Genomic DNA, 20905 nt, shown 5'->3' on the forward strand with positions numbered 1-20905 from the left:
ACATAGCGGCGGCGCGCGCCCCGGTCAGGCCAGCCCGGCCGGGGCCCGGTCGATGAAGCCGGTCATGCGCGCGAGCCGGCCATCGGCGGAAATCGTGGCGAAGTCGGTGCCGACCACCAGCGCCGGCTCTCCCGCCGGGCCCAGTTCCCAGGTAAAGCGCAGGTGTTCGCCGTGCGCATCGACCGGGCTCACGCGAGTAAAGCGGAACCCGGGGAATTTCCCCTGTACCGCGGCGATCATTGCGTCAATGCCAGCATGGCCGTCGCCGCGCATCAGCGGATCGGCATAGCTTGCCGATTCCGTCCACGCCAGCGCGATCAGCTCGCGCCGGCGCGCGGCGTCGGTCTCGTTCCAGGCGGCAAGGTAGCGGTCGGCAAGGGCGGCGGGATCGGCAGTGACTTGGGCTTGGATGGCGGCAGACATGGCGTACTCCTGGTCTTGGTTGGGAATCCGAGAAGGGCCTGGGGTCAGGCCATGTCTGCATGATGGGCGCGGCGGGGCCGCGGCGCGATTACCGGGGAGGTTATCGGCGGGGTTATCGGGGCTGTGCTGGAACTGCCGCCCCTAAGCAGGCGAAGGGTGCCTCCTAACCGCTTGCACGCGGTGGAGGCGTTTTGCTCAGTTGCAGCAAAGCTCGAAGCCGAGCTTTCGGAATAGCTGCTGCGAGACATCGTTGCCTGGGGAAATCCTGGCCCGGCAAAAACCCTCAAGCGCCAGCGCTCGGATGCAGCAACGAAGGAAGCCGTTGGCAGGAACGACCCGTAACGATTGCTGGCGATAGACGAGAGTTTGCGGGCCCATATCTCCAACGGCGCGCGATCTACCGTACCTGCAAAGGCCGAATAAGCCAGCGGGGCGAGCTGCTCCGGGTCATGGCTGACGAAACCTCGTACCGGAAGATCGCAAGATCCAGGATCGAGCCTGGCGCAAGCGCGTTCCCAAAGAGGTTCTGCGGACTTGTCTGTTGATTGAATGCTGGCACGCATGGCCGTTTGTCCTTCCCTCATCGAGTAGCCCGCACTGCCTCTTGCGTCGTACAGCTGCCAGGCTCCGCTTCCACCTCCTACCAAAAAATCGCCCCAAACACCAGTGGCAACAAGGCCCCGAACCTGCCCGCTGTCCTGCCGATGGCCGGCCCGCCATCCCCCCTACAGTGCCCTCTACGCTGGGCGGCAGTCCGTCCGCGCTTCCGGGGCCGTGCCGCCCCGGGCGCGCCGGGCAAGCCGCCTCCTTCCCACCCAGACGCACCGCCTTTTTTGCATCGTTCTCGTCCATGACGCCCGACACGGCCCCGCCGAGCCACCAGGCCGCTCCAGGCCCTTCCGCCCCGCAGCGCCGCTGGCTGCCCTTGCTGCTGGCCGGCGCCGGCTATTTCGTGCTGGCGGCGGCTGCGCTGTGGCTGGCGCGGCTGCCCGGTACCGTGGCGGCGGTGTGGCTGCCCAACGCCTTCGGGCTGGGCCTGCTGCTGCACCGGCCGCGCGCGGAGGGGCCGTGGCTGCTGGCGGGCATGATGGGCGCCAGCGTGCTGGCTAACCACGCGGCCGGCGACAGCGTCGCCACCGCGCTGATGCTGACCGGCGCCAACCTAGCTGAGATGCTGTTCGCGCTCGGACTGCTGCGCCTGCTGGACCGGCATGCCGCCCTGGGGCGCCACGGTCCGCTGGCCGCGTTCGCGGTGATGCTGGCGGTGGGCGGCATCCTGGCGCCGGCACTGGGGGCCACTGCCGGCGCCATGGCCATCGCCACGACCCATGGCACCAGCTTCGCCTCGGTCTGGTGGACGTGGTGGCAGGCCGACGCGCTCGGCATGGCGCTGTTGCTGCCGATGATGTTGTCGATGACGGCGGTGCGCGTGCGCGCTGCCATCGCGCGGCCGCTGCTGGCGCCGCAGGCGGGCGCGCTGGCGCTGTGCCTGGCCATCGGCGCCTTCGCGCAGTGGCAGGGCCATGACCCGTTTGCCGCGATGTCGCTGCCGCTGGTGCTGGTGGCACTGGCCGGCAATCCGTTTGCCACCGCGCTGCTGACGCTGGTTGCCACGCTCTGCCTGCAGGCGCTGATGCTGCTTGCGCACCGCCATGAAGCGGTGCCGCTGTCGGCGGCGGTGATCATGGTGTTCCCGGTCTGCATCGCCTACCTGACCGAGCAGAACCGGCATGGCCGCGCCAGCCTGCGCAGCAGCGACAAGCGCTTTCGCCAGGCCATGGAGCATTCGGCCATCGGCATGGCGCTGGTCAGCATGGACGGCCGCTGGCAGACGGTGAACCGTGCCATGACCGAGCTGCTGGGCTACGGCGCGGCCGAGCTGCGCGAGCTGAGCTACCAGCAGCTGACCCATCCCGACGACCTGACCGGCGACCTGCTCCAGGTCGACAACCTGCTGTCCGGCAAGATCGAGTCCTACCGCCTGGAAAAGCGCTACCGCCACAAGGACGGCCATTACCGCTGGGTGCTGCTGGCGGTATCGCTGGTGCGCGACGAACAGACCGGCGAGCCGCAGCACTTCATCACCCAGGTGGAAGACGTCCACGCGCGCAAGCTGGCGCAGCAAGAGCTGGAACGGCTGTCGCGCCGCATCCAGCTGGCGGCTGAAGCCGGCGGCGTGGGCATCTGGGAGTGGGACTTCACCAGCACCGGCATCACCTGGGACGCGCGCATGCACGCGCTGCACGGCACCGACCCCGCGGGCGGCACGCCAGTGGTGGAGCAATGGATCGCGATGCTGCATCCGGACGACGTCAGCCGCGTCAGCGGCGAGATGCGCCAGGCCATCCGCGGCGAGGCGCGGTTCGATACCGAATACCGCATCGCGCGTCCCGACGGCAATGTGCGCCACGTGCGCGCGATGGCCATGGTCACGCGCACCGACGATGGTACCGCGCAGGCCCTGGTCGGCACCAACTGGGACATCACCGAGCAGCGGCGCCTGACCGAGGCGCTGTTCGAAGAGAAGGAACGCCTGCACATCACGCTGCGTTCGATCGGCGATGCGGTGATCTGCACCGATGCGGCCATGCGCGTGACCTTCATGAACCCGATTGCCGAACAGCTGACCGGCTGGACCATGGCCAGCGCCAACGGCCTGCCGCTGGCGCGGGTCTTCCGCATCGTCGACGAAGCCACCGGCGACCCCATTCCCAGCCCGGTCGAAGCCTGCCTGCGCACGCTCGCGCCCGCCTACCTGCAGGTCGGCGCCGTGCTGCAGAGCCTGACCGGCGAGCGCCACGACGTGCAGGACTCGGCCGCGCCCGTGCTGACCGCGCGCGGCGAGGTGCTGGGCGCGGTGCTGGTGTTCCAGGACATCACCACCGCGCGCGCGCTGCAGCGCGAGCTGGCGCGTTCAGCCATGCACGATGCCTTGACCGGGCTGCCCAACCGCACCTGGTTCGAGAAGCGCCTGCGCGAAGCCTGCGACGCGGCGCGGCTGCACGGCCACCGCGCCGCGCTGTGCTTTATCGACCTGGACCGCTTCAAGATCGTCAACGACACCGCCGGCCACGGCGCCGGCGACGTCCTGCTGCGCGAACTGGGCTACATGATCCGCAACCACGTGCGCCCCGACGACGTGCTGGCACGCCTCGGCGGCGACGAGTTCGCGCTGCTGCTCAAGGACTGCACCGTCGACCAAGCCGAGCAGGTCTGCCAGGGCGTGATCGATGCCATCCGCGGCCGCCGCTTCCCGTGGGAAGGACGCGTGTACGACGTGGGCGCCAGCATCGGCATCGCCGCCATCGACCTGGACGTGCCTCCGGTCAGCGAACTGATGAGCCGTGCCGACGTGGCCTGCTACGCCGCCAAGGCCGCCGGCCGCAGCCGCGTCTCGGTCTACCGCCGCGACGAGAGCGATGCCCGCCGCCACCACCGCGAACTGGAAGTCGCCGCCGGCATCCATTCGGCGCTTGAAGCCAACCGCTTCCGCCTGTTCGCGCAGGAGATCCGCGCACTGCAGCCCGAGCAGAACGAAGACGGCGCCGAACACCGCCATATCGAGATCCTGGTGCGCATGGTCGATGAGCACGGCGAGCTGATCATGCCCGGCGCCTTCATTCCCGCCGCCGAGCGCTACGACCTGATGGGCCACGTCGACCGCTGGGTCATCCGCAACGTGCTGCGCGGCTACGGCGAACGCCTGGGCGCCGTGCCCGGGCTGTCGGTATCGATCAACCTGTCGGCCAACTCGCTCGGCGAGCCCTTCCTGCTGCCCTTCCTGCATGCAGAGCTGGAGGCCAGCGCCCTGCCCGCCAGTCGCATCCGGCTGGAGATCACGGAAACCGCGCTGATCAACAACATGGCCGCGGCCAACCGGCTGGTGGCGGAGATGCGGCGCGCCGGCTGCACCGTGTCGCTGGACGACTTTGGCTCGGGCCTGTCGTCGTTCGCCTACCTGAAGCAGTTCCCGGTGGACTTCCTGAAGATTGACGGCAGCTTTATCCGGCAACTAGCCGACAACGCGGTCGACCGCGAGATCGTCAGTTCGATCAACGACATCGGGCACCGGCTGGGGGTGCGCACGGTGGCGGAGTGGGTGGAGGATGAACGCACCCTCGACGCGCTGCGCGCGATCGGGGTGGACTATGCACAGGGGTATGTGATCGGGCGGCCGGTGGCGCTGGACGTGTTCCTGGCCGGATGCCAGCAGCGCGACGCGCAGGCATCGTAGCCAGGGTGCCGGGCCATGATAAATTCGGCGCCTGTCGCATGGCCGAATGGCCAAACCCAAGGGGAACCCGTTGTCGCTCGTGTCCGACTCTATGCCGGCGCCGCTCTATGCGCGCGTCAAGCAGCACATCAGCAGCAGGATCGCTGACGGCAGCTGGCCGCCGCATCACCGCGTGCCGTCCGAGACCGAACTGGTCGAGTCTCTGGGCGTGAGCCGCATGACCGTGCATCGCGCGCTGCGCGAGCTGACCGCGGAAGGCATGCTGGTGCGGCTGCAGGGCGTCGGCACCTTCGTCGCCGAACCCAAGCGGCGGACCGCGCTGTATGCGGTCAACAATATTGCCGAAGACATCGCTTCACGCGGACACCGGCATCACGCGCAGGTCATCAGCCTGGAGGCGGAACGCGCCGGCCCGGCACAGGCCGCAGCACTGGAGGTGGCGCTGGAGGAACGGGTCTTCCATTCCGTGATCGTGCATTACGAGGACGATGTGGCGATCCAGCTTGAGGACCGCTATGTCAATGCCGCGGTGGCGCCGGACTACCTGACGCAGGACTTCACCAGCGAAACGCCCTACCAATACCTGTCCCGCATCGCGCCGCTGACCGAAGGCGAGCATGTGGTCGAGGCCGTGCTGGCGCTGCCGGAAGAGTGCGGGCTGCTGGCCATCCAGCGGGGCGAACCGTGCCTGCTGATCCGGCGCCGCACCTGGTCCGCGGGCCGGGTGGTGACGTCGGTGCGGCTGGTGCATCCCGGCTCGCTGCATCGCCTGGAAGGCCGGTTCACGTCCTAGGCCCGGAGCTGGCCGCCCGCGAGGGCACAAGGGACTCCGACATCATTTGTGATTAAAGCGCCGCGCTGGCGCTGACCAATCTACGGGATTACCCCGATTTATACGTACTTGTATATACAGGAATATACATGCCTATGCGTCGCCCGAAAAAGCGAGCGTTCCAGACCAGCACGACCGAAGGAGTTCCCGTGACCAAGACCACCACCACCACGCGTTTCCGCGACACCGAAATCCGCGCCCCCCGCGGCACCACGCTGACGGCCAAGAGCTGGCTCACGGAAGCCCCGCTGCGCATGCTGATGAACAACCTCGACCCCGAGGTGGCGGAGAACCCGAAGGAACTGGTGGTCTATGGCGGCATCGGCCGCGCCGCCCGGAACTGGGAATGCTATGACCGCATCGTCGAGGCCCTGACCCGCCTGGAGGACGACCAGACCCTGCTGGTGCAGTCGGGCAAGCCCGTGGGTGTGTTCCGCACCCATCGCGACGCGCCGCGCGTGCTGATCGCCAACTCCAACCTGGTGCCGCACTGGGCCAACTGGGAACACTTCAACGAACTCGACGCCAAGGGCCTGGCCATGTATGGCCAGATGACCGCCGGCAGCTGGATCTATATCGGCAGCCAGGGCATCGTGCAGGGCACCTATGAGACCTTCGTCGAAGCCGGCCGCCAGCACTTCGGCGGCGACCTGAAGGGCCGCTGGGTGCTGACCGCTGGCCTCGGCGGCATGGGCGGCGCGCAGCCGCTGGCCGCGACGCTGGCCGGCGCCTGTTCGCTGAACATCGAATGCCAGCAGAGCCGCATCGACTTCCGCCTGAAGACCCGCTATGTCGACGAGCAGGCCACGGACCTGGATGACGCGCTGGCCCGCATCGACCGCTATACCTCGCAAGGCAAGGCCATCTCGATCGCGCTGTGCGCCAACGCCGCCGAGGTGCTGCCCGAGCTGGTGCGCCGCGGCGTGCGCCCGGACATGGTCACCGACCAGACCAGCGCGCATGACCCGCTCAACGGCTACCTGCCGGCCGGCTGGAGCTGGGACGAATACCGCGAACGCGCGCAGCGCGAGCCGGCGGTGGTGGTCAAGGCCGCCAAGGCCTCGATGGCCGCGCATGTGCGCGCCATGCTGGCGTTCCAGCAGATGGGCGTGCCGACCTTCGACTACGGCAACAATATCCGCCAGATGGCCAAGGAAGAAGGCGTGGCCAACGCCTTCGACTTCCCCGGCTTCGTGCCCGCCTATATCCGTCCGCTGTTCTGCCGCGGCATCGGGCCGTTCCGCTGGGCCGCGCTGTCGGGCGACCCGCAGGACATCTACAAGACCGACGCCAAGGTCAAGGAACTGATCCCCGATGACGAGCACCTGCACCGCTGGCTCGACATGGCGCGCGAGCGCATCAGCTTCCAGGGCCTGCCGGCGCGGATCTGCTGGGTGGGCCTGGGCCTGCGCGCCAAGCTTGGCCTGGCCTTCAACGAGATGGTGCGCAGCGGCGAGCTGTCGGCGCCGGTCGTGATCGGCCGCGACCACCTGGACTCGGGCTCGGTCGCCAGCCCCAACCGCGAGACCGAAGCCATGCAGGACGGCTCGGATGCGGTGTCGGACTGGCCGCTGCTGAACGCGCTGCTCAACACCGCCAGCGGCGCCACCTGGGTCTCGCTGCACCACGGCGGCGGCGTGGGCATGGGCTTCTCGCAGCATTCCGGCGTGGTGATCGTGTGCGACGGCACCGATGAAGCCGCCGCCCGCATCGCCCGCGTGCTGCACAACGACCCCGCCACCGGCGTGATGCGCCATGCCGACGCCGGCTACCAGATCGCCGTCGACTGCGCGCGCGAGCAGGGCCTGGACCTGCCGATGCTGAACCACGCATCGCGCGACTAACCCCGCGGCCAGCAAGAGCCGTTCTGCCGCCGGGGCCGCCACGTGCGCCCCGGCCGGCGCCTTATCGTTTTACGGAGACACCCATGTCCATCGACACCACCGCCGGCGTGGCGGTCGCTGCGCCCCAGGCGCAGCTGTCACGCACGCGCGCCATTGCCGCCATCACCATCGGCAATGGCCTGGAGTTCTACGATTTCGTCGTCTACAGCTTCTTTGCCACGCTGATCGGCCGGCTCTACTTCCCGGTCGACAACCCTACCGGGCAACTGCTGATGTCGTTCGCCACCTTTGGCGTCGGCTTCCTGATGCGCCCGCTGGGCGGCCTGCTGATCGGCATGTACGCCGACCGCGCCGGGCGCAAGCCGGCGGTGGCGCTGACGCTGTGGCTGATGGGGCTGAGCTCGCTGATCTTCGTGGTGACGCCGCCGTACGCGCAGATCGGCATCCTGGCGCCGGTGCTGGTGGTGGTGGCGCGGCTGGTGCAGGGCTTTGCCATCGGCGGCGAGATGGGCGCATCGACCGCGCTGCTGCTGGAATACGCCGATGACCGCACGCGCGGCTTCTATACCGCATGGCAGCCGTTCAGCCAGGGCCTGGCGGCGCTGCTGGGCGCGATCACCGGCCTGGTGCTGAGCAACGTGCTGGCGCCGTCAGACCTGGAAGCCTGGGGCTGGCGCCTCGCCTTCATGATCGGCATCCTGGTGATCCCGGTCGGGCTGGTGATTCGCCGCCGGCTGGAAGAAACCGCCACGCCCGTGCGCCATGGCGAGCACGCCGCGCAATGGCCGCTGCTGCGCCGCCATGGCCGCGAGGTCATCGCCAGCATCCTGCTGATGATCGGCCTGGCTTCGTCGACCTATATCGTCGTGTACTACCTCAGCAACTACGCGGTCAGCGTGCTGAAGATGCCGCTGTCGCTGGGTATCTGGGCCGCGTGCGTGGCAGCGCTGGTGCAGGTGGCGCTGTCGCCGTTCGCGGGCTGGCTGGCTGACCGCATCGGCCGCAAGACCGTGGTGCTGTGGTCGCGCGTGACGTTGCTGGCAATGGTCTACCCGGCCTTCGTGCTGATCAACGCCGAGCCGTCGCTCACGCGCCTGCTGGTGGTGGTGGGCTGCCTGTCGGTGCCGATGTCGATGACCGCGCCGGCCTCGATGGTGCTGGTCAGCGAAGTGCTGCCGCAGCGGCTGCGCGCCACCGGGCTGTCGATCGCCTATTGCATCGCGATCGCGATCTTCGGCGGCTTTGCGCAGTATTTTTCGACCCGGCTGATCCAGGTCACCGGTAATGTCAATGCGCCCGCGCTGTACGTGATCGGCTGCGGCCTGGTGTCGCTGATCGGCCTGGCGATGGTGCCGGAAACGTTGGGACGGCGGCTGAAATGAGTTCCCTGGCGCCGGCGCAGACCGCTCGCGCAGGGTGCGCCAACGCCACCCAAGCTTGTCTGGGCCTTGCTCTCCCTGTCCCGCGTGCGGGAGCGGGGAGCCTGCTGCCAGCCCCTTAAAACCGGGGGTTAACACCTACAACGCCGTTCGGATTCCCGAACGGCGTTGTCGCATTCCGGTCCGGATTCCCGAACCGTGCGCCGGAATCACATCCTTTTTCCCTTTGTATTCAATAAGTTGTGCAACGCCTGCAGCCCCTTCGGCCTGGCACGGCGCGTGCAATATAGGCCGCCGCCCACAGCGCCAGACGGGTATGCCGGCACGCCGCCCGGCGTCCCGGCCGATGCCAAAAACAAAGGAGGACACACATGACCGACCCCGCCTTGCCCACCCCCTTCGCCATCCCGGCGAGCCCCCGGCACCTGTTGCCGCGCTGAACCACGACAAGGCCGGCCCGGCGCCCCGACATCGCCGCCCAGCCTTCCCGCAATACACAGACGCCCGTCCCTGCCACAGGAGACGGACGCAGAGGCCTGATCCACGATGAAACTGAATCGACTGCCCACCCTGATCTTCATTGCGATGCTGCTAGGCGTGCTGGTCGGCACCGCCGCGCACAACATGGCGCCGGACACCGCCACCGCCAAATCGATTGCGGACCACCTGTCCATCCTGACCGATGTATTCCTGCGGATGATCAAGATGATCATCGGCCCGCTGGTGTTCGCCACGCTGGTGGCCGGCATCGCCAGCATGGGCGATGGCCGCGCCGTGGGCCGCATCGGCCTGAAGGCCATGATGTGGTTCGTTGGCGCCTCGATCACCTCGCTGCTGCTGGGCCTGGTGATGGCCAACCTGCTGGAGCCCGGCCACGGCATGAACCTGCCGCTGCCGCCGGCTGACGCCGCCTCGAACCTGAAGACCGGCGCGCTGAACCTGCGCGACTTCATCGCCCACATGTTCCCCAAGAGCTTTGTCGAGGCCATGGCGAACAACGAGATCCTGCAGATCGTGGTGTTCTCGCTGTTCTTCGGCTTTGCGCTGGGCACGGTCAAGGACGGCGTGGGCAAGCCCGTGCTGCAAGGCATCGAAGGCCTCGCCACGGTGATGCTGAAGGTCACCAACTACGTGATGGCATTTGCCCCGGTGGGCGTGTTCGGCGCGATCGCCGCGGTGATCACCGCGCAGGGCCTGGGCGTGCTGGTGGTGTACGCCAAGCTGCTGGGCAGCCTGTACCTGGCGCTGTCGCTGCTGTGGGTGGCGCTGATCGCCGGCGGCTACTTCTTCCTGGGCCGCGACGTGTTCCGCCTGCTCAAGATGATGCGCGCGCCGCTGATGATCGGCTTCGCCACCGCCAGCAGCGAATCGGCCTACCCGAAGGTGATCGACCAGCTGACCCACTTCGGCGTCAAGGAGCGCATCACCAACTTCGTGCTGCCGCTGGGCTACTCGTTCAACCTGGATGGCTCGATCATGTACACCTCGTTTGCCGCGCTGTTCGTGGCGCAGGTGTACGGCATCCAGCTGTCGCTGACCCAGCAGATCACCATGCTGCTGGTCCTGCTTGTCACCAGCAAGGGCATCGCGGGCGTGCCGCGCGCCTCGCTGGTGGTGGTCGCCGCCGTGCTGCCGATGTTCGGCCTGCCGGAGGCCGGCATCCTGCTGGTGCTGGGCATCGACCACGTACTCGACATGGGTCGCACCGTGACCAATGTGCTTGGCAATGCGATTGCCACCGCCGTCGTCGCCAAAAGCGAAGGCGCCATTGGCGCGCCGGTACCGTCCGAGGAGGATGAACCCGCCGCGGATACCACCACCGGCCTGGCACCTGCCCAGGTCCTCGCGGGCAAGTAATACCGTCCGCCAGGCGTGCCAGGGCCCGGTTGCCGATACGGCAACCGGGCCTTTTTGCATTCTGGCGCGGCACTGCCCCCCTGGTGTGGTAAAAGTAGGCACCCGCGCCGGCCCCCGCCCGTCCTGCCCGCGCGGCGGCTTTGCCACCTGCCTCACCCAACACCTGATGACCGGTCCGCTACACCCTCCCGGCGATACCACCCGCGCCACCGCACCTGCGTCCGCCGCACCCGCCGGCTCGCGCCTGCCCCACGGCCTGCGCGGCCTTGCGCCGCTGCTCGCACTGCTGGCGCTGACCGTGCTGGTGGGCCTGGCCGGCTCGCTCGGCTACCGCTACAGCTACGACACCGCGCTGGCGCGCCAGGCCGAACGCGGCCAGGTGCAGTTGCGGCTGTACACGCAGGCACTGGAAAGCGAGCTGGCCCACTACGACTACGTGCCCGGCCTGCTGTCGCTGGACGAGCGCATCGCCGCGCTGCTGCTGCGCCCGGACGACGCCGCCCGCGCGGCACGCGCCAACGACTACCTGAGCGCCCTCAATACCCGCGCCGGCACGCGCGTGATCTATGTGCTGGATGCGCACGGCAAGGTGCTGGCCAGCAGCAACTGGCAGCGCCCGGACAGCTACCTGGGCGAAGCGCTGAGTTTCCGCCCGTACTTCCAGTCAGCCATGGACGGCCAGCTGGGCCGCTTCTACGGCGTGGGCACCACCCGCAGCGAATCGGGCTACTACCTGTCGGCGCCGCTGGGCGAGCGCGACAACCCGGTCGGCGTGGCGGTGGTCAAGATCGGTCTGGAGCCGCTGGAGAACCGCTGGCAGGGCGCCGACAGCCAGATGCTGCTGACCGACGAGAACGGCGTGGTGATCCTGGCCTCGGACCCGTCGTGGAAGCTGGCTGCGCTGCGCCCCCTGTCACCCGAGGCGCGCGAGCGGCTGACGCGCAGCCTGCAGTACAATCGCGCCCCGCTGCCGCAGTTGCCGCTGACCCTGGTGCGCAAGCTGAACAACGGCAACGGCGGCAGCAGCGACGAACTGGTGCGCCTGCGCAGCGGCCCGCCGATGCTGGCGCAGCATGCCGCGCTGCCCGGCACCGACTGGCAGCTGACGCTGCTGACCAATACCTCGCAGGCGCGCGTGGCCGCGCTCAACACGGCGGCGCTGGCCGGCGTGCTGACCGCCTTCGTGCTGCTGCTGGGGGCGGCGTGGAACGTGCGCCGGCGCATCGTCAACGAGCGCCTGGCGGCGCGCGCCGCGCTGGAGGTGGCCAACAGCGAGCTGGAGCGCAAGGTGGCCGATCGCACCGCCGACCTGTCCACCTCCAACCAGCGCCTGCAGGCCGAGGTGGCCGAACGCATCCGTGCCGAGACCGTGCTGCGCCAGGCCCAGGACGGGCTGCTGCAGGCCGGCAAGCTGGCCGCCGTGGGCCAGATGTCGACCGGCATCGCGCATGAACTGAACCAGCCGCTGGCGGCGCTGCGCACCATCTCCGGCAATACCGGCAAGTTCCTCGAGCGCGGCGACTACGCCACCGTGCGCGCCAACCTCGACACCATCATCGGGCTGGTCGAGCGCATGGGCCGCATCACCGGCGCGCTCAAGTCGTTTGCACGCAAGTCCGGCAACGGCCGCCGCCAGGCCAGACTGGCCGAAGCGGTGGACAACGCGCTTTTCCTGCTGCAGACGCGCGTGGACGCGGTCCAGCCCGCGCTGCAGCGCGATATCGATCCGACGCTGGCGGTGGTGTGCGATCCCAACCGCCTGGAACAGGTGCTGGTGAACCTGCTCGGCAACGCGCTCGATGCCGTCGCCGGCCAGTCCGCGCCGCGCATTGCGCTGCACGCGCACATGGCGGGCGCCATGGTCCACCTGACCGTGCGCGACAACGGCGCCGGCTTGTCCGAGGAAGCCTTCGCACGGCTGTTCGAGCCATTCTTCACCACTAAGCCCGCCGGGCAAGGCCTGGGGCTCGGCCTCACGCTGTCGGCCGGCATCCTCAATGAAAACGGCGGCAGCCTGTCCGCCGCCAACCACCCGGACGGCGGCGCCTGCTTCACGCTGGTGCTGCCGCTGGCACGGCACGACGCCAACCCACAGGATGCAAAGCATGCCGGCTGACCTGACCGTACTGATCGTCGAGGACGATGCCGATGTGCGCCTGGGCTGCGAGCAGGCGCTGCGCCTGGAGGGCATCGCCACGCGCGGCGTGGGCAGCGCTGAGGCCGCGCTGCGCGAGGCCGGACCGGGCTATGCGGGCGTGGTCGTCAGCGACATTCGCCTGCCGGGCCAGGACGGCATGGCGCTGCTCGCGCAACTGCGCGAGCGCGACCCGGCCCTGCCGGTGATCATGATCACCGGCCACGGCGACGTGGGGCTGGCGGTGCAGGCGATGAAGCAAGGCGCCTACGACTTCCTGGAAAAACCTTTCTCGCCCGAACAGCTGGTGGACGCCACGCGCCGCGCGCTGGAGCAGCGCCGGCTGGCGCTGGAAGTGTCAGAACTGCGAGAACGGCTGGCGGGCCGCCAGAAGCTGGAAGCCCACCTGATCGGCCATTCGCCCACGGTCGAGCGGCTGCGCCGCCTGATCGCCGACCTGGCCGGCACCGACGCCAATGTGCTGATCCACGGCGAGACCGGCACCGGCAAGGAGCTGGTGGCGCGCTGCCTGCATGAGGCCAGCCAGCGCCACGCGCGCAACTTTGTTGCCATCAACTGCGGGGGCCTGCCAGAGCAGTTGTTCGAGAGCGAGATCTTCGGCCATGAAGCCGGCTCGTTCACCGGTGCCGCGCGCCGCCGCATCGGCAAGATCGAGCACGCCGAAGGCGGCACGCTGTTTCTCGACGAGATCGAGAGCATGCCGATGCCGCTGCAGATCAAGCTGCTGCGGGTGCTGCAGGAACGCGTGGTGGAACGGCTTGGCTCCAACCTGCCGGTGCCGGTCAACACGCGCGTGGTGGCCGCCACCAAGGCCGACCTGCGCGCGCTCTCCGATGCCGGCCAGTTCCGCGCTGACCTGTACTACCGCCTGAACGTGATCACGCTGGAGCTGCCGCCGCTGCGCGAGCGGCGCGAAGACGTGCCGGCATTGTTCGAACATTTCGTCGCGCAGGCCGCGTTGCGCTTCAGCCGCGAGGCTGTTCCCGCCACCCCGGCCGAGCTGGCCGCGCTGGTAGCCTACCCATGGCCCGGCAATGTGCGCGAGTTGCGCAACCTGGCCGAGCGCCACGTGCTGGGGCTGGGCTGCAACCCCGGCCACGGCACCACCGCCCCCGAAGCCCTGCCGCTGGCGCAGGCAGTCGAGCAATTCGAGCGCGCACTGATTGCCGATGCCATGCGCCGCCACGACGGCAACCTGAGCCGCGCCAGCGAAGCCCTGGGCGTGGCCAAGACCACGCTGTTCGACAAGGTGCGCAAGCACGGGCTGTGAAGTGCCGCGGTGAAGCGCGGACCGTGAACCGAGGGCAGCAGCGCGGGCCATGCCACGCGATCTGTCACGTCACGACAGGACTCTGAAGCGGCCGCTGTATTCAGCGGATGCTTCAGACGCTGTGTCCAGCCATGGGGAACCACCCCTGCAAATCCATGTCTGCGTTACTGTCGTGTCTGCCTGCAAGCACCAATGTGCGTTAAACAACCAATACGCGATGGAATTATGTTTTTTCTTACAGATCGATTGGCGTTTGCGGCATATTATTGGCTTCCAGCAGATCAGAGTCCCAGACATTCAATATGTCCAGAAAGTCGCTGATCGACTGGAAATGAAAGAAATAACAAATTTATAACGAAAGCCGTCCGGCCGGCGGGGGAGCGGGCCAGGACACAGGGTCAGTCAACCATTGGCAGTGACTACCGCGCGGCGCTTGTGCCTGGCGCCGCGGGCGCCGTCCCGGCGCGGCTGCCTTCAGGACCACGGGTGATGGGATGAAACTGGATCCGGCACTGGCTGAAAAGCCTTATTACAGCACGCGTACAGCGGCAAAACTGCTTAACGTCTCTCTGGGCACCGTCCAGAAGATGGTCGAACGCGGCGAACTTGGCGCCTGGAAGACCAACGGCGGCCATCGGCGCATCCACAAGGAAACCGTGCACCGCCTGCTGGCGACGCGCATCGGGCCGGAATCGGCGTCGCCGCACGGCCTGGACCTGGTGGTGTTCCACCCCAACCACCAGGAAGCACAGCGCATCCACGCCCAGCTTGCCAAGTGGGGGCTGCCGCTCAAGAGCGTGGTGGTCGACGATGTGCTGGATACCGTCATCACCTCGGTCAGCGAGCATCCGCGCGTGGTGCTGTACTACGTCGACGAACTGAACGACGCCGAGTCGGCCACCATCGAGAAGCTGCAGAATTTCTTTGCCAGCCAGCACGTGATCTTTGCCGTGATCACCAACCGCCAGGCCTATGAAGGCGTGGCCGATGCCCTGCAGCACTGGGGCATCATGGTGTTCCTGAAGACGCCGTCGCTGGAAGAGGTCAAGGGCTTCCTGCGCGCCCAGCTGATGATGGGCCGCACCGCCTGAGCACGGCTGCATACCGGGGCCATGCCGGCCCCGGTATCGCCTGCGGCCTCAGGCCACTGCCGCCTGCCGGGGCGTTGCCAGCCCGGCTTCGTCGCCGTCGGCCTGCGCCATCATCCACCCGTACAGGTTGCGCGGATCCGGCGGCATCGCCACCAGTTCAACCGCCCTGCCCGCCCGGTGCGCCTGCGCTGCGGCGTAGAGCCAGCGCAGCGCGGCGTAGTCTTCCAGTGCAAACCCAACCGAATCGAATACGGTCACCTCGTCCGCCGCCGCGCGGCCGGGCGCGTGACCGGCCAGCACCTGCCACAGCTCGGTCACCGGCGCGTCGGCGGGCAACTGCTGGATCTCGCCTTCGATGCGCGTCTGGGCTTCGTACTCCACCACGATGCGCGCGCGGCGCAGGATATCTGGATGCAGTTCAGTCTTGCCGGGGCAGTCGCCGCCTACCGCATTAAGGTGCATGCCAGGCCGCACCATTTCCGGCGTGAGGATGGTGGCGCGAGTCTTGTCGGCGGTGACCGTTGAGACAATGTCCGCCCCGGCCAGGGCGGCCTCGATCGATCCTGCGCGGCGGATCGAAAGACCGGGTACGCCAGCAAGGTTGCGCATCAGCCGGGTGGTGGCGGCCGGATCGATGTCATAGGCGGCGATCTCGCGCACGCCCAGCATCGCCTGAAAGGCCAGCACCTGGAACTCGGCCTGCGCGCCGTTGCCGATCAGCGCCATGGTCGCCGCACCGGGCCGCGCCATGGCGCGTGCCGCCAGCGCCGAGGTGGCCGCGGTGCGCAGCGCGGTGGCCAGCGTCAGGTCGGCCAGCATCAGCGGGAAGCCGGTTTCCACTTCGGCCAGCAAGCCGCAGGCCATCACCGTCGGCATGCCGTGCAGCGCATTGCGCGGATGGCCGTTCACATACTTGAATGCATACTGGACGCCGTCGCTGACCGGCATCAGCTCGATCACGCCACGCGCGGAATGGCTGGCCAGCCGCGCGGACTTGTCGAAATCGTGCCAGCGCAGGAAGGCCTGCCGGACCTGCCCGGCCAAGTCTACGATAGCGACCTGCGGGCCGATGGCGGCCACCAGCCGGGCCACGTCACTGGCGTCCAGGAACAGGGATAGGGATAGGGCGGTGCTTTTCATGACCGTCTCCTTTGTGTCGGTGCGGTGCCTGCGCTCAGGCCGCCGCAGCGGCGATGCCCGGCCCGCTGCGGCGATCCAGGCGCAGCGTCATGCAGTAGGCGCCGCCGCCGGACAGCATGAAGGGCGACAGGTCGACCTCATGCAGTTGGTAGCCGCGCCGGCCCAGCTCCGTGCGCAGGTGCGGCGTGGTGCGGGTCATCACCACCTGGTCGTCGAGGTTGACGGCATTGACGCTGAAGTGGCGCAGGTCGTCGGCGCTGGCCTCGATACGCAGCCGCGCCGGCACGCGCGCGCGCAGCTCGCGCAGCGCCGCTTCGCTAAAGGCGGGCGGGTAATACAGCACCTCGCCGCCGGATAGCGGGCAGAAGCAGACATCGAGGTGGTAGCTCTGCTCGGTGGCCAACTCCAGTGCCACCACGTCCTTGCCGAAGTAGTCCGACACCGCCACGGCCGCCTCATGCGACGAGCGCGGACCAAATCCGGCCCAGAAGTGGCCGCGGCCCGCATCCCAGATGCAGTCGCCCGCGCCTTCCTGGAAGCAGCCCTCGGGCAGCAGCGCGACTTCGTCGAGCAGGCCGCGCTCGCGCAGCGTGCCGAAGATGTCGGCGAACGGCGCCTCTTCACCACGGCGTTGCGGGTAGCGGAAGCGCGCCAGCAGCGCACGTCCATCGAGCACCACTGCGGCGTTGGCCGGGAACACCATGTCGGGCAGCCCCGGCGCGCCGGGGGCCACCTCCACCGCAAAGCCGGCCCGGCCCAGCGCCTCGCGCAGCGCGTCGAAAGACTGCATGGCGCTGCGGTGCATGCCGCGCGGGTCGCGCGCCCAGGCAGCCGGATCCATCCACGGATTGATGCTGTACGACACGTCGTAGAAGGTCGGCTCGACCAGCAGGATCGTGGGGGTGTGGGTCACGGGGGCTCCTTTTTTAATGGCAGGCGTTGGGAAAGCAATCGGTTGATTGAATTCTCGGGCAAGCTGGTGTTAACTAATAGCCAGCAACTTGCGCAATTTGCGCGAGCCATTTATCAAAATGCCAGCCTATGCTGGCGCTTTGCAAAGGCCTTTTGCCCACCCCATGGATGCCACCGATCACCAGCTGATTTCCCTCCTGCGCGACAACGCGCGCATGCCGGTCACGGCGCTGGCGCAGGCGCTGCGCGTGTCGCGCGCGACTGTGCAGAACCGCATCGACAAGCTGGAACAGGAAGGCGTGATCGTTGGCTACACGGTGCGCCTGCGGCCCGAGGCCGAAGCGCACCGCATCCGCGCCTGGATGACGATTGCCGTGGAAGGCAACAAGGCCCGCGCCGTGCTGCAGGCGCTGCGCGGCGAACCCAATGTGCAGGCGCTGCACACCACCAATGGCCGCTGGGACATCATTGCCGAGCTGCGCGCCGATACGCTGGAAGCGTTCGACCGCACGCTGGACCGGATCCGGCTGATCGACGGCATCAGCGCCACCGAGACCAGCATCCTGCTGTCGACCTACAAATAGGAATCCGTTCAGGCTGCGGCGCGGCCGCGCAGGCGCTCGCGCCGCGATTCCTCGTGGAACACGCTGCCGCTGGGACGCAGCAGGTCGCGCAGCGACAGGATGCCGGCCAGGCGCATGGTCTCGGCGCTTTCCACCACCGGCAGGCGCGCCACGCTCAGCGCGGCCATGCGGCCCGCGGCGGCGCGTGCGGTCTGGCCAGGCAACAGCACATGCGCCGGCGCATTCAACAGGTCGCGGCAACGCATGCCGGGCGGGATCTCACCAGCGGTCAGGCCCCGGATCGCAGCGCGCTCCAGCATGCCCAGCACGCGCCCTTCGGCTACCACCGGGTAGGCGCGATGGGCCGCATGCTCGCCAAAGTAGCGCACCATCGCCTCGGCCACCGGCAGCTCGGCGTCGATGGCAACCACCTCGCGTGTCATCAGCTCGTCCACATGGGCGCGCTCGAGCGGATCCACACCGTATTCGCGATAGATATGCAGGCCGCGCCGGGCGATCTTCTCGGTCATGATCGAACGCTTCATGGTCAGCACCGAAAAGCCGTAGGCCACCGCCGTGGTCAGCAGCAACGGCAGCAGCGCCTGCGTGTCGTGCGTGAGCCCGAAGGCGAATACGATCGCCGTCAGCGGCGCACCCAGCACGCTGCCCAGTACGCCGGCCATGCACACCAGCGCCCACAACTGCGGCGAGCCGCCCGGCAGCCACGGCGCCAGCACCACGCCCAGGCCCGCGCCCAGCATCAGCAGCGGCGCCAGCACGCCGCCCGAGGTGCCCGAACCCAGCGCCGCAATCCAGATCACGGCCTTGACCGCCAGCAGTGCCAGCGCAATCTCGATGGCGATGCGGTTGTTCAGCAGGTCGCCGATCACGTCATAGCCCACCCCCAGCGCGCGCGGCTCAAAGTAGCCGCCGATGCCGACCACCAGCCCGCCCAGCGCCGGCCACCACATCCAGTGCAGCGGCAGGCGCGAGAACGTGTCTTCGGTGCGGTACAGCGCCAGCGTCAGCCCTGCCCCCAGCACGCCGCAGAGCAGACCGGCCAGCACGCAGGACAGCAGCGCCGGCGTGCCCGCCGCGGCCGTCTGCAGCGGAAACAGCGGACCGGCCTCGAAGAACAGCGGCCGCAGGAACCCCGCCACCGCGCAGGCCAGCGCTACCGGCAGCAGGCTGCGCGGGCGCAGCTCGAACAGCAGCAGCTCGACCGCCAGCAGCACCGCCGCCACCGGCGTGCCGAAGATCGCGGTCATGCCCGCGCACGCGCCCGCCACCAGCAGCGCCTTGCGCTCGCCCGCGGTCAGGTGCAGGTACTGCGCCAGCAGCGACGCCAGCGAGCCGCCGGTCATGATGATCGGCCCCTCGGCGCCAAACGGCCCGCCGCTGCCGATCACGATGCCCGACGACAGCGGCTTGAGCACCGCCACTCGCGGCGACATCTTGCTCTTGCCGAACAGCACCGCCTCGATCGCCTCGGGAATGCCATGGCCACGGATCTTGTCGCTGCCGTAGCGCGCCATCAATCCGACGATCAGCCCCCCGATGACCGGCATCGCGATCACCCACGCACCCAATGCATGATTGGCAGGCGAGCGCTCGGCCAGCGACAGTGTCTGGTAGAAAAACAGGTTGGTGAAGAAACGGATCAGGTTCACCAGCACATCCGCCGCCACGGTGCTGAGCGCACCGATGCCCAGCGCGATCACGGACAGCATCAGCAGGCGACGATTGACGGCATAGTCGCGTTTCTCGACCGGCAAAACAGACGACATTGGGGGCTCCTTGCTCTTATGCGCTCTTGTGCGGTGCGCCATGCCCCACGATTGGGATGCACCGCACCAAAGGCGGCCAAATATATCACCCCGTGATATATTACGCGCACCATTCCAAAGCGCCCCCGTCACAAGAATGCCAACCGCCCCCGCCGTCTCCGCCCTGGCGCAGAATGCCCGTGCATGGCTGCGCACATTCGTTCCGCTGCCCGTCCCCGCCAGCCGCAAGGAGCGCTTCAAAAGCTGCCTGGGCGCCCTGCTGGGCCTGATCTGCACTGAATGGATCAGCCACCAGACCCTGGGCGGCTTCAATCCCTGGTTTGTCGCGCCGATGGGTGCCTCCGCGGTGCTGCTGTTCGCCGTGCCGTCATCGCCGCTGGCACAGCCCTGGTCGATCATTGGCGGCAACCTGATTGCCGCGGTGATCGGCGTGGCGTGCGCGCGCTGGATCCCGGACCCTGGCCTGGCCGCAGCGGTCGCCGTGGCAATCGCCATCGCCCTGATGTTCCAGTTCCACTGCGTGCACCCGCCCAGCGGCGCCGTGGCCATCACCGCCGTATTCGGCGGGCCGGCGGTCAGTGCGCTGGGCTTCGGCTTTGTTGCGGTGCCGGTGCTGTTTAATTCGATGCTGCTGCTGATGATGGCGCTTGCCTTCAACAACCTGTCGCGGCGGCGCTACCCGCACCGCCCGCCCGAGCCTGCCATGCAGCATGGGACCAAGGACGTGCCGCCATCCCAGCGCGTGGGCGTTACCCGCGCCGACCTCGATGCTGCGCTGAAGGTGCGCGGCGAATTCCTGGATATCGAAGAAGACGACCTCGAACAGATCCTGGTGGCCGCGCAGTTGCGCGCCTACCGGCGCCACTTCGGCAACGTGCTGTGCGGCGAGATCATGTCGCGCGACGTGATCATGGTGACCCCGGACCAGCCTGCGCATGAGGCCGGGCACCTGCTGGCGCGGCACCGCATCAAGGCCCTGCCGGTGGTGGACGCCACCCGGCGGCTGGTGGGGATCGTTACCCAGAGCGACTTTTTCGCGGCGCAGCGTGATACCGGTGCGCGCCGGCTGGCTGGTACCGTGCGCAACCTGATGACACGGGCGGTAGTGACAGCCCGTGCCGACCAGCCGATGGTGGAACTGGCACAGGCCTTTTCCGACGGCGGGTTGCACCACGCGCCGGTGATCGATGATCAGCGGCGCGTGGTGGGGATGGTGACGCAGTCTGATCTTGTTGCTGCACTGCTCAAGAGTGGGGTGATGGCGGTGCCGGATTGATGGCATTCCACGAGCCTGTCAGATTTCTTGTGTGTTGAGGTCATGAGACGATATCGAAAGAAACGCCTTATGACCGAAACAACAAGCATGACCAAGAAGAGCAAGAAATCGAGCGCGCCGAAGCTGTTTCCGGATGAGTTGA

The 20905-nt window shown here is 68.0% G+C and carries 14 protein-coding genes; 10 read left to right on the forward strand and 4 right to left on the reverse strand.

The annotated features are described in order from the left end of the window. Positions 1–24: 24 nt before the first annotated feature. Positions 25–423 (reverse strand): nuclear transport factor 2 family protein, encoded by a 399-nt coding sequence (locus AC3WL8_RS23325; RefSeq protein ID WP_013955743.1) that lies wholly within the window; start codon positions 421–423, stop codon positions 25–27. 850 nt (positions 424–1273) lie between these two features. Between AC3WL8_RS23325 and AC3WL8_RS23330 the strand changes: the two genes are divergently transcribed. The 8 genes from AC3WL8_RS23330 to AC3WL8_RS23365 all read left to right on the forward strand — a co-directional run bounded on the left by AC3WL8_RS23330 (position 1274) and on the right by AC3WL8_RS23365 (position 15085). Beyond that, the gene (locus AC3WL8_RS23330) at positions 1274–4657 is read left to right on the forward strand and encodes a diguanylate cyclase (protein WP_492378899.1); all 3384 of its coding nucleotides are present in this window, start codon (positions 1274–1276) and stop codon (positions 4655–4657) included. Positions 4658–4703: 46 nt separating this feature from the next. Continuing rightward, entirely contained in the window at positions 4704–5450 is a 747-nt protein-coding gene (gene hutC, locus AC3WL8_RS23335; RefSeq protein WP_211980779.1) for a histidine utilization transcriptional repressor HutC, read from the forward strand. A 188-nt stretch (positions 5451–5638) separates the two neighbouring features. Continuing rightward, the gene (gene hutU, locus AC3WL8_RS23340; protein ID WP_211980778.1) at positions 5639–7333 is read left to right on the forward strand and encodes a urocanate hydratase; all 1695 of its coding nucleotides are present in this window, start codon (positions 5639–5641) and stop codon (positions 7331–7333) included. Between the two features lie 83 nt (positions 7334–7416). Further along, a complete protein-coding gene (locus AC3WL8_RS23345; protein WP_492378900.1) occupies positions 7417–8715 on the forward strand; it encodes an MFS transporter in 1299 nt (432 codons plus the stop codon). A 543-nt stretch (positions 8716–9258) separates the two neighbouring features. Next, on the forward strand, positions 9259–10569 hold the full coding sequence (locus tag AC3WL8_RS23350; protein WP_492378901.1) for a dicarboxylate/amino acid:cation symporter: 1311 nt from the start codon (positions 9259–9261) through the stop codon (positions 10567–10569). Positions 10570–10735: 166 nt separating this feature from the next. After that, on the forward strand, positions 10736–12685 hold the full coding sequence (locus AC3WL8_RS23355; RefSeq protein ID WP_492378902.1) for a sensor histidine kinase: 1950 nt from the start codon (positions 10736–10738) through the stop codon (positions 12683–12685). Next, a complete protein-coding gene (locus tag AC3WL8_RS23360; protein WP_492378903.1) occupies positions 12675–13994 on the forward strand; it encodes a sigma-54-dependent transcriptional regulator in 1320 nt (439 codons plus the stop codon). The genes AC3WL8_RS23355 and AC3WL8_RS23360 overlap by 11 nt, the downstream gene beginning before the upstream one ends. A 494-nt stretch (positions 13995–14488) precedes the next feature. Then, on the forward strand, positions 14489–15085 hold the full coding sequence (locus AC3WL8_RS23365; protein WP_013955733.1) for a helix-turn-helix domain-containing protein: 597 nt from the start codon (positions 14489–14491) through the stop codon (positions 15083–15085). A 48-nt stretch (positions 15086–15133) separates the two neighbouring features. On the opposite strand, the gene ocd is transcribed toward AC3WL8_RS23365, so the two are convergent. Together ocd and AC3WL8_RS23375 are read right to left on the reverse strand one after the other, a co-directional pair. Continuing rightward, complete coding sequence (gene ocd / locus AC3WL8_RS23370) at positions 15134–16225, reverse strand: ornithine cyclodeaminase (RefSeq protein ID WP_153954885.1); 1092 nt, start codon at positions 16223–16225, stop codon at positions 15134–15136. Between the two features lie 34 nt (positions 16226–16259). Beyond that, positions 16260–17138 carry a dimethylarginine dimethylaminohydrolase family protein gene (locus tag AC3WL8_RS23375; protein WP_211980772.1) on the reverse strand — a complete coding sequence of 293 codons (879 nt, stop codon included), beginning with the start codon at positions 17136–17138 and terminating at the stop codon, positions 16260–16262. A gap of 163 nt (positions 17139–17301) precedes the next feature. On the opposite strand from AC3WL8_RS23375, the gene AC3WL8_RS23380 reads away from it, so the two are divergent. Next, positions 17302–17721, forward strand: coding sequence for an Lrp/AsnC family transcriptional regulator (locus tag AC3WL8_RS23380; protein WP_013955729.1), 420 nt, complete (start codon positions 17302–17304; stop codon positions 17719–17721). Between the two features lie 8 nt (positions 17722–17729). Here the strand turns inward: AC3WL8_RS23380 and AC3WL8_RS23385 are convergent, their stop codons facing one another. After that, positions 17730–19487: a chloride channel protein gene (locus tag AC3WL8_RS23385; RefSeq protein ID WP_211980771.1), complete on the reverse strand. Its 1758-nt coding sequence runs from the start codon at positions 19485–19487 to the stop codon at positions 17730–17732. A gap of 136 nt (positions 19488–19623) precedes the next feature. Here AC3WL8_RS23385 and AC3WL8_RS23390 point away from each other — a divergent pair, with 136 nt between their 5' ends. Beyond that, on the forward strand, positions 19624–20763 hold the full coding sequence (locus tag AC3WL8_RS23390; protein WP_211980770.1) for an HPP family protein: 1140 nt from the start codon (positions 19624–19626) through the stop codon (positions 20761–20763). The last annotated feature ends 142 nt before the right edge of the window (positions 20764–20905 follow it).

Source organism: Cupriavidus sp. FW305-F7 (assembly GCF_058782875.1).